The organism is Hoskinsella mucinilytica (assembly GCF_045223415.1).
In the GTDB taxonomy this organism is placed as follows: domain Bacteria; phylum Bacillota_I; class Bacilli_A; order Erysipelotrichales; family Erysipelotrichaceae; genus Hoskinsella; species Hoskinsella mucinilytica.
Map to the genome: position 1 here is coordinate 46,027 of NZ_JBEQZJ010000004.1, position 14,947 is coordinate 60,973.

Below are 14,947 nucleotides of genomic sequence, written 5' to 3' on the forward strand. Positions count from 1 at the left end.
AGGATGAGATCTATGAACAAACAAACGATATTCCATGTAGATAAATTGAATCTGTTTTATGGAGAAAAACATGCCTTGATCAATATTCATATGGATATAGAAAGAAATAAAGTAACCGCATTGATCGGACCAAGTGGTTGTGGCAAAAGTACGTTCTTGCGTTGCCTAAACCGCATGAATGACTTGATCGAAGGTTGTCGCATTGATGGTCTGATCGAAATTGACGGAGTGAATATCCATAGTGATAAATTGAATGTGGTTGATTTAAGAACACAAGTCGGTATGGTCTTTCAAAAACCGAATCCATTTCCAATGTCTATTTTTGATAATATTACCTATGGTCCAAGGTGTCAGGGAATCAAAAACAAGAAGGTATTGGAAGACATTGTTGAACAGTCATTGCGAAAAGCTGCGTTATGGGATGAAGTAAAGGATCGTCTTCATGATTCTGCCTTTGGTCTTAGTGGTGGACAACAACAACGTTTGTGTATCGCAAGAGCCATTGCTATGGAACCGGAAGTCATTTTGATGGATGAACCAACCAGTGCATTGGATCCGATTGCTACAAGCAAGATTGAAGATCTGATTGAAGAATTGAAAAAAGATTATACCATCATTATAGTAACACATTCTATGCAACAGGCATCTCGTGTGAGTGACTATACTGCCTTTTTCTTACTAGGGGAAGTGGTAGAGTATGATACGACAAGTAAAATATTCCAACAACCATCAGATAAACGCACCGAAGATTATATTACCGGAAGGTTTGGATAGGAGGTCAAAAACATGGTAAAAATCGATAAAGAATTGGATGGCATGGAACAAAATGTACTTAAAATGGGAAATAAGGTCATTGCCATGCATGAAGCAGTCATTGCTGTTTTAAGTCAACAAGATAAAGAAAAAGAATTAGAGATCGTACAAGCAGATGATCGTATCAATCATCTAGAGGAAGAAATCAATGATCAAGCAATTGCTTCATTGGCATTATTATCTCCGGTAGCAAGTGATCTTCGCAAGGTGATTGCTGCCATCAAAATCGCATGTGAATTGGAGCGTATTGGTGATTATGCCAAAAATATCGCCATCTTTCTGATAAAAAATGAACATTTGGATATGACGATTCTAGAATATGCACAGACGATGGAAAAAGAATTTATCGTCATGCTGGAAGAAACGATGAAATGCTATTTGAATAAAGATGTAGAGAAAGCATTTGAAATTCCCGAAATCGATAAGGAGATCAATTCATTGATGAAGGAAACCAAACATAATCTAACAAAAAAACAGGAAGATGATCTGATTGGTCATATCTTTGAAGTTAGTAGTATGTTAAGAAACATCGAACGAGCAGGGGACCATGTGAAAAACATTTGTGAACACATCATCTATATGATCAAGGGACAGCATTATGATTTTGGTTAGTAAAGATTCCTTTCTGTAAAGAGGGGAATCTTTTCTATAACAAGGATCACTTTATGATGCTAATACATCATGAAATGGCATACCTTTCTTTCATTACGATGCTTTCATTCTATATGCCATGTATACATTCTTCAGTGTATATCAACACATATCAGTTTGCATTTGTATAGTAGAGCTATCCTATATAACATGTCCTAAATGCCATGGCGTAATGATTTAGTATAATTTGATCCTGAAGATTTCCCTTTTTTCTTCGGTTTCCTGCTAAAAGAACTTTTCTATCAAACAAAAAAAGACATCTACACAATGGATAGATGTCCTACTCTTACATATTAAACTTTTTCTTCTAATATTTCATGCATTGGCATTTCTTCATTAGTTTCTTTGACGATATTCCAAATATGATCACCGATTCGCTCCAGTGTACCTAAAATATCTACGTAGATTCCTGCTGCTACACTAGAGTTACAGGAGTTGTCCGTCATACGCTTGAAATGTCGTTGTCTTGCTTTTTCCTCTACAAGATCAAGATAGTTTTCCTTATCTGTGATGACTTGAATGATGTGTTCTTCTCGGCTGGAGAAATATTGAAGTGCCAAGGTGTTCATTTCAATGACGGTTTCATACATTTCATTAACATCATTGATGGCATCTGTTGAGAAGGTTCCTTTATCATCGAAGGTCAATTCATAGAATTCATTTAAGTTCATCGTAAGATCGCCAACACGTTCGATGTTCTTAATGACCTGAAGGTTTCCGATAAACTCATCTGTGTCATGTTCACTTAGACTGTTATGTGCAATGCTCATCAAATAATCTGTGATCTTGCTATCTAAAGAATTGATGGCATCCTCATATTGACGAGAAACCCCTTTGTACTTGCTGTTTTGCTTGTTGAAATAATTTTGACTTGCTTTAATACAATCACTCGCCAGTTCTCCCATCTTGATGGTCACTTGTTTACTGACAACCAAGGCTCCACTTGGAAGGGAACTTGCTAGTTGAGGATCCAAAGCATTGAAATCCACTTCGATACGTTCTTCATTTTCACCAGGCATGATTCGCTTGATCAAACGAACCATCTGATTGATGAATGGATAAGTCAAAATAGAAATCACCAAGGTTCGTACGATATGAGCAATGGCAATTTGCATCATAGGCGAAATGTGGTAAGTATCCGCCAAATATTGAATGAAATCAACATAAGGATTTAACAATAACATAAACAATAATGCACCGATCACATTGAATAAAACGTTGAAGAATGCACTTCGCTTAGCCGCAAGACTTCCTCCAATCGATGCAAAAACAGCTGTTATGGTCGTACCGATATTACTTCCAAACACAAATGGTAATGCGGCCGCAAGTGTCATAGCTCCGGCATCATAAATTTTCTGTATGATACCGATCACAGCACTCGAGGATTGCACGATACCGGTCATGATGGTACCACATAACAATCCAAGCCAAGGCTGATCTGCCATGGTCGTTGCTAGATTTTCGAAGAAATTAAGCTGTCCAAGTTTGCTTAATTCATCTCCCATCAACCTTAATCCGAAAAACAATAAACCAAATCCCAATACGATCTGTCCAAGATAAGTCTGTTTCTTTCTACTTGCAAACATCGTGATCAATACACCGATGAATACAAAATACAGAGCCAGTGTTTCTACCTTTAAACCGATCAAGAAGGCGGTAACCGTTGTACCGATATTCGCCCCGATGATGATACCGATTGATTGCTCCAACGTCATCAAGCCCGCACGTACAAATCCAATGGCGATCGCACTAGTTGCGGAACTGGATTGAATAAATACGGTAATGATAGCACCAACGATGATCCCTTTCCAAGGCTTGTTGGTGTATTTGTCAATGTAATCCCTTAATTTTTCACCTGCGATGCTTTTTAATCCATCTCCCATAAATTCAATACCGAAAAGGAAGAGGGCAAGCCCACCGATGATGAAGTCCCAGCTGATGTCTGCCGACATCGAATTGGCTGCTATATGTAACATAGAAAACCTCCTGTAAAAACTTACATCGCCATAATTTTAACATTTTCTTTACAATCTGTATACATTTGAAAAACAAATTCATTCTAAAATTACAGAAATTAGCAGGAAGAATGACTTTTTCTATTCGCATATGTTATACTATATGCGAACAAAAACCGAGGTGGATTATGGAAATAAATATAACAAATCAAAGTGAATCAAAAAAATGGTCAAGGTATAAAAAAGACTTTATAAGCATTGCGAATCGTACGCAAAGCGTCCTTCGATTAGACAAAGAATATAGCCTTTCTGTTATCTTTGTGGATCCGGATCAGATTCATGAAATCAATAAAAGCTATCGTGGAATCGATCGTGCAACAGATGTAATCAGCTTTGCTTTGCAAGATAGCGAAGATGACTATGAAGTAATGGAAGGCGATAATGAACTGGGTGATATTTTCATCAATGTGCAAGCTATTATCGATCAGGCAAGTGAATATGGGCACAGTATGAGAAGAGAAGTATGCTTCCTCTTTACACATGGCTTATTACATTTGCTAGGGTATGACCATATGAATGAGAATGATGAAAAAGAAATGTTTTCTCTTCAGGATGTGATTTTAGATGATATCGTTCCTAAAAAAGTACGTTCGTAAATTCCGCTATGCCTTTCAAGGGTTATTTCATGGCATAACACATGATCGCAGTATTCTATTACAATGCTTGATCGGTATTGCAGTCATAGGCGTATTTGCATTACTTGGTCTTAATACGATAGAATGGTGCATCGTGATCATGTTGATCGGCATCATCATTACATTGGAATTTGTGAATAGCTCGATTGAAACTATTGTGGATTTTATTTCGCCTCAATATAATGAAAAAGCAAAGATCATCAAAGATTATGCTGCAGCAGCTGTACTTGTTATGTCTATTGCGGCTGCGATGGTTGCTTTGTTGATACTGAAAGGAAAATTAGGATGAAAGAAGAATATAATGAACTGATCAAACGTGCGTTTTCTGCAATGGAACACGCATATGCACCATATAGTAACTACCATGTCGGGGCATGTATCAAAACGAAAGATGGGAATTATATCCCAGGTGTTAATATAGAAAATGCTTCCTTCGGTTTGACCAATTGTGCCGAACGAAGTGCTGTTTTTGCCGCTTATTCTTATGGATATCGCAAAGAAGATATTGAAATGATCGCCATTGTAAGTGATGGGGATCGTTTGGCAGCACCATGTGGAGCATGTCGTCAAGTATTGGTAGAGCTTTTAGAACAAGATACCCCGATCATATTAAGCAATGGATCTGAAGAAATGGTTACGACCATCAAGGAACTGTTGCCGATGTCATTTACAAGTGAGGATGTGTTATAATGTATAAATCAGGATTTATTTCAATCATTGGGAGACCGAATGCAGGAAAAAGTACCTTGTTAAATGCTATATTGAAAGAAAAAATAGCAATCACCAGTGATAAACCCCAAACAACGAGAAATAATATATCGGGAATATTAACCAGGGAGGATGCTCAATTCGTTTTCATTGATACTCCAGGCATCCATAAGCCAAAGCATGAGCTAGGAAAAACATTAAATAAAAATGCCTACACTGCCATTGCAGAAGCAGATATCAACTTTTGGATGGTAGATGCTACACAAAGTTTTGGTAGTGGGGATGAGTTTATTTTAGAAAAGATGAAAACAAGTCACATTCCATGTTTTCTTATTTTAAATAAAATTGATTTATTAGATAAAGAAAAGCTGATCAAGGTTTTGAAATCTTGGCAAGATCGTTTTGCATTCGCAGAAATCTTTCCGATCAGCGCATTAAAAAAAGAGAATATCGATCATCTTTTAGAAGTCACCAAAGAGTATCTTGAAGAAGGACCGAAGTATTTTCCGGATGATATGATTTCAGATCATGGAGAACAGTTTCAAATAGCAGAGATCATACGTGAAAAAGTATTATATAAAACAAAAGAAGAAGTACCTCATTCGGTTGCGGTGGTAATCGAGAAAAAAGAGGAAACGGATACCAAAGTGTTTTTACAAGCCATGATCGTGGTAGAACGTACTTCACAAAAATCTATTTTGATTGGAAAACAAGGAGCGATGATCCGTGGTATTCGATTGGCGGCACAAAAAGAATTGAAAGAGAAGTTTCATAAAAAAGTAGAATTAGAACTTTTTGTTCGTGTAGAAAAAAACTGGCGTAATCGTTCTAGTAAGCTTCAGCAATTAGGCTATTTGGAAATGGAAACGAACAATGAATGATGTAATGGAAGGTATCGTGATCGATGTGTTAGAATATCGTGATCACGATGCCTTGCTTTCGATATTACGTAAAGATGGTGCTTTGATTCGTGTTTCGGCAAAAGGAATACAGAAGGTGAAAAGTAAAAACGCACCAGCTTGTCAACTGTTTACCAAGAGTAGATTCTATTTAAATTATAAGGAAACAGCAACATTACAGAGCTTGAAAACAGCAGAAATCATCGAGACTTTTTATCGGTTACGAGAAGATCTGATGAAACAAAGCATTGCGACTTTTTTCTGTGAAATCCTGCTTCGTAGCCAATTTGATATGGAAGAAGGGTATGCATTATTAGAAGAATCCTTATATCATCTACAAGAGGATAACGATCCTATGACGATCTTATGTCTATTTCAAGCCATGATCAATCGTATGCATGGGATCGAAATGCAATGTGATTGCTGTGTACGCTGTGGCAGTCAACAACGTATTTATGCGATTTCCTTAAAGGATGGTGGCTTTGTATGCCAAACTTGTGCGAAAACGTATGATAAGGTGTATGTCAGTCAAGATTTAAAACGGTTTCGCTTATTGAATAAAGCGATGCTGATGCATTATCCGATCCTAAAACAACAAGGAGGCTTTACCTTTCAGCATTTTGAACAACTGTATGCGTTTTTTGAGGAATATGCAGGCATCTCTATCAAAAGTATTCAGTTTTTGCGGTTATTAAAAAATATCTAAAACGAATTTTAAATCAAAATTCGTTTTTTCGTTTACATGTCCTGAAAAGATTGACATTTCCAAGAAAAAAGTGTTATATTATAGTGTATTCTTGTAACTATTTTATAGTTTGATAGCATTCGATACCTAGGAATGCGTTTTTTATTGAAAGGGGCATAACAATGAACGAAAAACTATTTGATACTGTCGTAGCCCATGCGAAAAACAGTGGCTTCGTATACCAAGGTTCAGAAATCTATGGTGGATTAAGCAATACATGGGATTTTGGTCCTTTAGGTGTAGAATTAAAAGAAAACATCAAAAAAGCTTGGTGGCGTAAATTCATTCAAGAGTCACCTTATAATGTGGGTCTTCAATCAGCGATACTGATGAACCCTAATGTATGGGTAGCAAGTGGTCATGTCGGAGGATTTTCTGATCCATTGATGGATTGTAAAGAATGTAAATCAAGATTTCGTGCTGATCAATTGATCGAAGAAGCAACCGATGGAGAAGTGAGTGTTGAAGGTTGGAGCAATGAAGCAATGGCTGAATTTATCAAAGAACACAACATTGCTTGTCCAAAATGCGGAGCACATAACTTTACAGATATCCGTCAATTCAACTTGATGTTCAAAACATTTCAGGGGGTTGTAGAGGATGCGAAGAACACGATTTATCTTCGTCCGGAAACGGCTCAGGGTATGTTTGTGAATTTCAAAAACGTACAAAGAAGCATGCGTAAAAAATTACCTTTCGGTATTGGTCAGATAGGAAAGAGTTTCCGTAATGAGATCACACCTGGTAACTTCATCTTCCGTACACGTGAATTTGAGCAGATGGAACTGGAATTTTTCTGTAAACCGGATACTGATTTAGAATGGTATGCTTATTATAAAGAGTACTGCATGAATTTTTTGACAAATCTTGGCATTGATAAAGATCATATTCGTTTCCGTGATCACACACCTGAGGAACTTGCGTTTTATTCTAAAGGAACTTGTGATATCGAATACAACTTCCATTCTCAGATCGGATGGGGCGAAGTATGGGGTATTGCGGATCGTACTGATTATGATTTACGTCAACATCAGGAAGCTAGCAAGAAATCTTTAGAATATTTAGATCCTGAAACAAATGAAAAATATCTTGCTTATTGTATTGAACCAAGTGTTGGTGTAGAACGTTTGTTCTTGGCATTCTTATGTGATGCTTATGATGAAGAAAAGCTTGAGAATGACGATATTCGTACCGTATTACATTTACATCCATTCTTGGCACCAGTCAAAGCATGTATTCTGCCATTAAGTAAAAAATTAAGCAATCAGGCAATGGAAGTATTCCAACTTCTTGCACCTGTTGGTTATTGTGATTATGATGAAGCCGGAAGCATTGGAAAACGTTATCGTCGTCAAGATGCAATCGGTACTCCATTCTGTATTACCGTAGATTTTGACACAGCACAAGATCATTGTGTAACCGTCAGAGAACGAGACACAATGAAACAAGAACGTGTCAATATCGATGATCTTGTTTCCTATATTGAAAATCGTATCAAGTTATAAGAGAGGGTGGCGTGATTGGCTCGTTTAAGTGATCAGGAAATCAATCAAATTCGTGCCAAAGCAGATATCGTCGATGTAGTAGGACATTATGTGCAACTACATCGTAAAGGTAAGGATTATCGCTGTATCTGCCCTTTTCATGATGACCATTCTCCCTCTATGAACATTTCCTCTGAAAAACAGATCTATAAATGCTTTGTCTGTGGAGCAGGTGGAAATGTATTCACCTTTGTAAAGGATTATGAAAAGATTTCCTTTATTGAAGCAGTGAAAAAAGTGGCAGACTATGCAGGGGTAAGCATTTCCCTTGATTTGGATCTGCCAGAAAAAAAAGTCGACCCACATCTGGAAGCTTTATATAAAGTGTGTAAGGATACGATAGAATTTACCCATTACCAACTGAATACTTTAGATGCTAAGCGGGTAAAGGAATATTTGTATAAACGTAACATTACAGATGATATCATCAAAAAGTTTGAGTTGGGATTTAATCCTGCTGATGATGCGTTATATCAGTTCTTACATAAGAAAAAGCATGACGATGAAAATCTGATTGGCGCCGGTGTAGCTCGTCTTACCAGTATTGGGTATCGAGATGTGTTTGCGAATCGTATTCTGATTCCCATCCATGATGCAATGGGAAATCCGGTAGGCTTTACAGCAAGAAGACTATTGGAAAATGAAGAAGCAAAATATATCAATACTACAGAAACGGATATTTATAAAAAAGGGCAGTTGATATTCAATTATCATCGAGCTAAGCCACTTGCAAGAAAAGCTGCCAATGTATATTTAGTAGAAGGTGCAATGGATGTGCTGGCTTTTGAAAAAGTACAGATCAGTAATGTTGTGGCAACCCTTGGAACCGCATGCACCAAAGAGCAAATACAATTATTAAAAATGATGCGAGCCAGAGTTATTGTCTGTTATGATGGAGATACAGCCGGTAAAAATGCAACTTATAAGTTTGGAAAGCTTGCAAAGGAACAAAAGCTGCCATTTGAAATTGTTGATAATAAAACAGGGTTAGACCCTGATGAAATTATTGATGCTTATGGTAAAGAAGAATTAAAAAGCATGGTGAATAAAACTATTTCATGGATCGATTTTCTGTTTGTGTTCTTGATGGGTCGATATGATTTGGAAAACTATTCGCAAAAGAAAGAATTTGCCATGGAAATGGCACAGGAAATCAGTCAATTGGAAAATGATTTCGAACAAACCAATTATTATGTTCGTCTAAGAGAGCTAACTGAATTTGATATGCAGGTAAAAAAGAATGAACCGATAAAAAAGCATGTCAATCAGGAATATGAGAAACGTATGTTTCTTACTTATCCTAAGACGAAGCGGCATCATGCTGAATATGAAATATTATCACAAATGCTCAATGGCATTGCTGCTTGTAACCGATTCAAAGAAGATTTAGGATTTTTAAAAGATGATACAAGCAATAAGCTAGCTATTTATATTATTGATTTCTATCGTACCCATGATCATATCATGGTAGCTGATTTGCTGGATGTGATCAAAGAACAAAATGTGAAGACATTATTGCTTGAGATTGCAAGTTGGGAATTGGCACGTAATGAGGTCAACATGGAAGTGCTAAAGGAAGCAATTGCAAACGAAAAAGCTAGTTTGATCGAAGATCAAATACAAATGATGAACAGCAAGATCAAAGAGATGCATGATCCATTGGAAAAGGCGAAACTTGCTGTTGAACGAAATAAACTGATTGTAGAAAAAGAAACATGGATACACGCTAGTGGAAGGAAGTAGATACTATGGCAAAAAAGAAAAAAACAACTGCATTACCTGAATACAAAACACTGGATGCAATCAAAGAGGAATTGAAAGAAACCTATGAACTAACACATACTTTGGAACAGAAAGATGTGTTAGATGCTGTTGAGCATTTAGATATGACAGATAAGGAATATGATGAACTATTGGAATGGTTCAAAGAAAATGATATCGAGATTACCGATGAAGATGAGGTAGATCTTTTAGATGAATCCATGGTTGCTGCTGTGGATGATGATGAGGATTTGGATTTTCTAGAAGATGCAGAAGAAGATGAAGATGATACTCTTGCAAGTGACATCGAATCATTAGAACAATCTTTTGCGAATTCTTCTCATACAAAAATCAATGATCCTGTCAAAATGTATTTAAAAGAAATTGGTCGTGTAGAATTGCTAGATCCAAAAGAAGAACCGGAAATTGCCAGACGTATTCAGGCAGGTGATGAAGAAGCCAAAAAGAAATTGATTGCTGCCAACCTTCGTTTAGTTGTATCTATTGCGAAAAAATATGTTGGACGTGGAATGCTGTTTTTGGATTTGATTCAAGAAGGCAACATGGGTCTTGTGAAGGCAGTAGAAAAGTTTGATTATACCAAAGGTTTTAAATTTTCTACGTATGCTACTTGGTGGATTCGCCAGGCTATTACAAGAGCAATCGCTGATCAGGCAAGAACCATTCGTATTCCTGTTCACATGGTAGAAACCATCAATAAATTAACAAGAATTCAGCGTCAATTAGTACAGGACCTTGGTCGAGATCCATCTGCTGAAGAAATCGCACAAAAAATGGAAAACATTTCACCTGAAAAGGTGCGTGAAATTCAAAAAATCGCTTTAGAGCCTGTATCTTTGGAAACGCCAATTGGTGAAGAGGATGATTCTCATTTAGGTGATTTTATTGAAGATAAAGAGGCATTGTCTCCTGATGAATATGCAAATAACCAATTATTAAAAGACGAAATCAATAATGTACTTCAAGGTTTGACGGAACGTGAGGAAAAAGTGCTACGTCTTCGTTTTGGGCTTTATGATGGTAGAACACGTACATTAGAGGAAGTTGGAAAAGAATTCAATGTTACTCGTGAACGTATTCGACAAATTGAGGCAAAAGCATTACGTAAATTGAAACATCCAACTAGAAGCAAACGTTTGAAGGATTTCGTTGATAAGCCATAATCATGATGAGAAGCAAGATTCGATTACAAGCCATTTTTGATATGGTAAAAGCTCCTTGTATCTTAGCTGATATTGGATGTGATCATGGATTACTACCAATCGCTTTGATCAAACAGGAAAAGTGTATCAAAGCCTATGCATGTGATATAAGAAAAGGTCCTTTATCTCGTGCGGAAGAGGCAATCATTGAAGCGGGACTAGCAGGTAGGGTCATACCTGTGCTGTGTGATGGATTATCTGGCATCAAAGAAGATGTGGATGCAATTGTGATTGCCGGTATGGGCTATGATACCATTATACATATTCTGGAACAAGACTTGGATAAAACACCTCAATTCAAACAGATCATTATTCAATGTAACGGACGTGTGGATGAACTTAGACAATGGCTAAGCGAACATGAATTTACCATTGATGAGGAACGTATTGTGAAAGATCGTCACTTTTATCAATTGCTTTCGATTCATCGTGAAAAAAGTCGTCCATTAACAAAAAGGGAATGTATGTTCGGTATCCATATGAAGGATGATCCTTTGTTTCAAGAATATTGGTTAACCATCTTACAAAAAAAGAAAGCTATTCTGGATAAGCTTCAGGAAAACCATAAAAATTATACCATCACAAAAGAATGGATCGATATGATAACAAACGAGCTGAACCTCTCATAGTGTTCAGCTCGTTTATTAAATGATTTTTTGAATGTCAATCAGTGGTTTATCCTGCGTTTGATCATATTGTTTTAAGTAATGGATGACTTGAGCAGTCAAGTAGGTTGGTGTACTTGCGCCAGAGGTAATAGCAACCTTATTGGCATGGCGTATATGTTCATCTAATACACCATTTACGTCATCTATCAAATAAACATGAGGAATACCAGCATCTCTTGCGATATCTGCCAATCGATTGGAATTATTAGAATGTGGATCACCAACCACATACAAAACATCAATATTTTGTCCTTTTAAATCAGCCACTGCTTGTTGGCGTATGCGTGTTGCATTACATATTTCTTCACAAAAAACAGCATGAGGATAGGCGAGCTTAATTTTTTGAAAGATGACATCGATGTCAAAAATAGACATTGTTGTTTGATTGGTCACAAAGATAGCCTGCTCACTTGGAAGCGTAGGAAGAACACCATCTTCTGTAATCAGATGAATATGCTTGCTCATGCTGGTCACAGCTTCAGCTTCAGGGTGATTTCGTTTTCCTATATAAAAAATCTCATAGTTTTTATTTAAGGCATCTTTTACGATTTCCTGTGTTTTCACAACATCTGGACAACTGGCATCAACACAGATCAATCCCTTCGCAAGTGCTTTTTCTTTTACATTAGGCGCAATGCCGTGTGCGGTAAAAATGACAACACCTTGATCAATTTCATCCAGTAGTTCTAATCTAGTTTTCGTCTTATCATCAATAGGGATGATATGTAGTTGCTTTAATGCTTCCATAACATAAGCGTTATGAACGAGCATACCAAGAACATAGATCGGCGTATCAGGATAGTCTGATGCCGTTTTCTTTGCCAAAGCGATTGCACGTGTAACTCCTTTACAATATCCTCTTGGTGTAACTTGTATAATTTCCATATGGGTCACCTCTTGTATTATTATAACGTAAAAATGAAGGATAATCCTAGCTATTTGCGCACAAAATAGCGTATAATAAGGTAGAAAATGAGATTTGCTTTACATGCGATCAAAATCCTGTATAATGTAATAGCTGATTTTTAAGAAATGGAGGCGATGATATGAGTTATCGTGATTATATGTTTCAAGAAACAACCAAAGAGTTCATCAGACTAGAAGGGTTTGAGGAACCTACACCAATACAAAAGGAAATATTACCTCTTGCGTGCAAGGGAAGAGATGTCATTGGCATCAGTGCCACAGGAAGTGGAAAAACACATGCTTTTTTGATACCTATTATGGAAAAGGTGGATGTTCACCAAGATCACATCCAAGCTGTGATAACCGCACCGACAAGAGAGCTTGCGTTACAACTTTACAGTCGAATGACAAATATGCAAAAAGCGAATCCTGAATTAAAAATTCGTTTGATAACCGGTGGTATGGAAAAGACTAGAATGAATGAAACCTTAAAGGTTCAGCCACATATCGTAATCGGAACACCGGGACGTATCAAAGACTTGTTTTTGAATGACAAGACCTTAAGAGTCGAAGGGGCTGATATTCTAGTGATAGATGAGGCAGACATGACATTGGAATTTGGCTTTTTAGAAGAAGTCGATGCCATTGCTGGTCGTATGAAGAAATCTTTGCAGATGATGAGCTTTTCTGCAACGATGCCTAATGCATTGAAACAATTTTTAAAAAAATATATGCATCAACCGGCAACCATACATGTAGAGGATGCAAAGTCCTTCCATCCGAATATCGAACATGTTTTGGTTCCATGTACACCGCTTAGCTATGAACAAAAGTTATTGGAAATCCTTCCATCTTTCACACCTTATGTTTGCTTGATCTTTGCCAATACCAGAGAACTAGCAGCAAACGTTGCAGCTTCTATGAGAGATGCTGGTTATCCTTTGATAGAGCTTCATGGGGATTTAAGTAGCAGAGAAAGAACAAAGGCAATGAAAGAATTGGAACACATTCAAAAACCTTATGTGGTTGCTACCGATATAGCTGCCAGAGGAATCGATATTGAGGGTATTTCTCATGTCATTTCTTTGGGATTCCCAAAAGAATTGGATTATTATATCCATCGTTCCGGTCGTACTGGTCGTGCGGGAAAAGATGGAATTTGTTACGCATTATATCAAAAACAGGATGATGCTGTCATTCGTCAATTAGAAAAAAGAGGCATTCATTTTGAACATAGAAGTTATAAAAATGGAAATTGGAATGAATTAGAAGCCTTACATAAGAAAAAGATCAAACAAGATGATCCATTAGAAAAAGAAATTTCTAAAATTGTTGCGAAAAAGAAAAAGCAGGTAAAACCTGGTTATAAAGTAAAAAGAAAGCAAGAAGTAGAAAAACTGAAAAGAAAAGCAAAACGTACGATGATTCAAGAAGATATCAAACGACAGAAAAAAGAACGTGCAAAAAGCAAACAGGCTGAGAAAAGGAGAGAAAGCGAATGAAACTAGGTTGTCATGTTTCCATGTCTGCTCCTGAGTATGTGCTAGGTTCTGTGAAAGAAGCGATAAGCTATGGCGCAAATGCTTTTATGCTATATACGGGTGCACCGCAAAATACCAGAAGAAAACCCATGGAAGAGTTAAAAATCAATGAGGCACATGCTTTGATGAAAGAAGCTGGTATAGAAACAAGTAGCATGATCGTACATGCACCTTATATCATCAACCTTGCAAATTGCCAGAAGAAAGAAACCTTTACTTTGGGCGTAGAGTTTCTACAAAAGGAAATTAAGCGTGTGCAAGCATTACAAGCGACATGTTTGGTACTACATCCTGGAAGTCATGTACAGGCTGGAGAAGAAGCAGGGCTAGATAAGATCGTAGAAGGATTAGATCTTGCCATGTCTGATATGGGTAATGTAAATATTGCCATTGAAACGATGGCTGGCAAGGGAAGTGAACTTGGTTATCAATTTGATCATATCGCTTACCTGATGCAACATGTCCAACATCCTGAGCATATCAAGGTTTGTATGGACACTTGTCACATACATGATGCGGGTTTTGATTTAACTACTTTTGATCAAATTCTTGCTGAGTTTGACCAAAAAATCGGATTGGATCGTTTACTTTGTATGCATATCAATGATTCTAAAAATGAAAAAGGAGCACGAAAAGATCGTCATGCCAATATTGGATTCGGTGAAATCGGTTTTGATACCCTTCATAAAATCGTACATCATCCAAGCCTTACTCATGTTGTGAAAATCTTAGAGACGCCTTATGTAGATGGTCATCCACCATATCTCCATGAAATAGAAATGCTGAAACATGGTGTATTTGATCCTCAATTACTTGATAAAATAAAGGAAAATTAAAA

General features: G+C 37.0%; 15 protein-coding genes. 13 read left to right on the forward strand and 2 right to left on the reverse strand.

Features of this window, described 5'->3' with window-relative positions; genetic code table 11:
• Nucleotides 1-12: 12 nt before the first annotated feature.
• Both pstB and phoU read left to right on the forward strand, forming a co-directional pair.
• Entirely contained in the window at nt 13-774 is a 762-nt protein-coding gene (pstB, locus tag UGRO018_RS02130; protein WP_416324798.1) for a phosphate ABC transporter ATP-binding protein PstB, read from the forward strand.
• A gap of 12 nt (nt 775-786) precedes the next feature.
• Nucleotides 787-1,425, forward strand: a complete 639-nt coding sequence (gene phoU, locus UGRO018_RS02135; RefSeq protein WP_416324799.1) for a phosphate signaling complex protein PhoU — start codon at nt 787-789, stop codon at nt 1,423-1,425.
• A gap of 332 nt (nt 1,426-1,757) precedes the next feature.
• On the opposite strand, the gene UGRO018_RS02140 is transcribed toward phoU, so the two are convergent.
• Nucleotides 1,758-3,440: a Na/Pi cotransporter family protein gene (locus UGRO018_RS02140; protein WP_416324800.1), complete on the reverse strand. Its 1,683-nt coding sequence runs from the start codon at nt 3,438-3,440 to the stop codon at nt 1,758-1,760.
• Between the two features lie 167 nt (nt 3,441-3,607).
• Between UGRO018_RS02140 and ybeY the strand changes: the two genes are divergently transcribed.
• The 9 genes from ybeY to UGRO018_RS02185 all read left to right on the forward strand — a co-directional run bounded on the left by ybeY (nt 3,608) and on the right by UGRO018_RS02185 (nt 11,623).
• A complete protein-coding gene (ybeY, locus tag UGRO018_RS02145; RefSeq protein WP_416324801.1) occupies nt 3,608-4,075 on the forward strand; it encodes an rRNA maturation RNase YbeY in 468 nt (155 codons plus the stop codon).
• Nucleotides 4,044-4,403, forward strand: coding sequence for a diacylglycerol kinase (locus UGRO018_RS02150; RefSeq protein WP_416324802.1), 360 nt, complete (start codon nt 4,044-4,046; stop codon nt 4,401-4,403). Before ybeY ends, UGRO018_RS02150 begins: the two co-directional genes overlap by 32 nt.
• Nucleotides 4,400-4,804 (forward strand): cytidine deaminase, encoded by a 405-nt coding sequence (gene cdd / locus UGRO018_RS02155; protein WP_416324803.1) that lies wholly within the window; start codon nt 4,400-4,402, stop codon nt 4,802-4,804. Before UGRO018_RS02150 ends, cdd begins: the two co-directional genes overlap by 4 nt.
• Nucleotides 4,801-5,703, forward strand: a complete 903-nt coding sequence (era, locus tag UGRO018_RS02160) for a GTPase Era (protein ID WP_416324870.1) — start codon at nt 4,801-4,803, stop codon at nt 5,701-5,703. The genes cdd and era overlap by 4 nt, the downstream gene beginning before the upstream one ends.
• Nucleotides 5,696-6,427 (forward strand): DNA repair protein RecO, encoded by a 732-nt coding sequence (recO, locus tag UGRO018_RS02165; protein WP_416324804.1) that lies wholly within the window; start codon nt 5,696-5,698, stop codon nt 6,425-6,427. Before era ends, recO begins: the two co-directional genes overlap by 8 nt.
• A 161-nt stretch (nt 6,428-6,588) precedes the next feature.
• Entirely contained in the window at nt 6,589-7,971 is a 1,383-nt protein-coding gene (locus UGRO018_RS02170) for a glycine--tRNA ligase (protein ID WP_416324805.1), read from the forward strand.
• A gap of 15 nt (nt 7,972-7,986) precedes the next feature.
• Nucleotides 7,987-9,753: a DNA primase gene (gene dnaG, locus UGRO018_RS02175; RefSeq protein WP_416324806.1), complete on the forward strand. Its 1,767-nt coding sequence runs from the start codon at nt 7,987-7,989 to the stop codon at nt 9,751-9,753.
• A 5-nt stretch (nt 9,754-9,758) separates the two neighbouring features.
• Nucleotides 9,759-10,955: an RNA polymerase sigma factor RpoD gene (gene rpoD, locus UGRO018_RS02180; RefSeq protein ID WP_416324807.1), complete on the forward strand. Its 1,197-nt coding sequence runs from the start codon at nt 9,759-9,761 to the stop codon at nt 10,953-10,955.
• Nucleotides 10,956-10,957: 2 nt separating this feature from the next.
• A complete protein-coding gene (locus tag UGRO018_RS02185) occupies nt 10,958-11,623 on the forward strand; it encodes a tRNA (adenine(22)-N(1))-methyltransferase (RefSeq protein WP_416324808.1) in 666 nt (221 codons plus the stop codon).
• Between the two features lie 15 nt (nt 11,624-11,638).
• On the opposite strand, the gene ispH is transcribed toward UGRO018_RS02185, so the two are convergent.
• The gene (gene ispH, locus UGRO018_RS02190) at nt 11,639-12,547 is read right to left on the reverse strand and encodes a 4-hydroxy-3-methylbut-2-enyl diphosphate reductase (RefSeq protein WP_416324809.1); all 909 of its coding nucleotides are present in this window, start codon (nt 12,545-12,547) and stop codon (nt 11,639-11,641) included.
• 161 nt (nt 12,548-12,708) lie between these two features.
• Between ispH and UGRO018_RS02195 the strand changes: the two genes are divergently transcribed.
• Both UGRO018_RS02195 and UGRO018_RS02200 read left to right on the forward strand, forming a co-directional pair.
• The gene (locus tag UGRO018_RS02195; protein WP_416324810.1) at nt 12,709-14,070 is read left to right on the forward strand and encodes a DEAD/DEAH box helicase; all 1,362 of its coding nucleotides are present in this window, start codon (nt 12,709-12,711) and stop codon (nt 14,068-14,070) included.
• Nucleotides 14,067-14,945 carry a deoxyribonuclease IV gene (locus UGRO018_RS02200; protein ID WP_416324811.1) on the forward strand — a complete coding sequence of 293 codons (879 nt, stop codon included), beginning with the start codon at nt 14,067-14,069 and terminating at the stop codon, nt 14,943-14,945. The genes UGRO018_RS02195 and UGRO018_RS02200 overlap by 4 nt, the downstream gene beginning before the upstream one ends.
• Nucleotides 14,946-14,947: the final 2 nt, after the last annotated feature.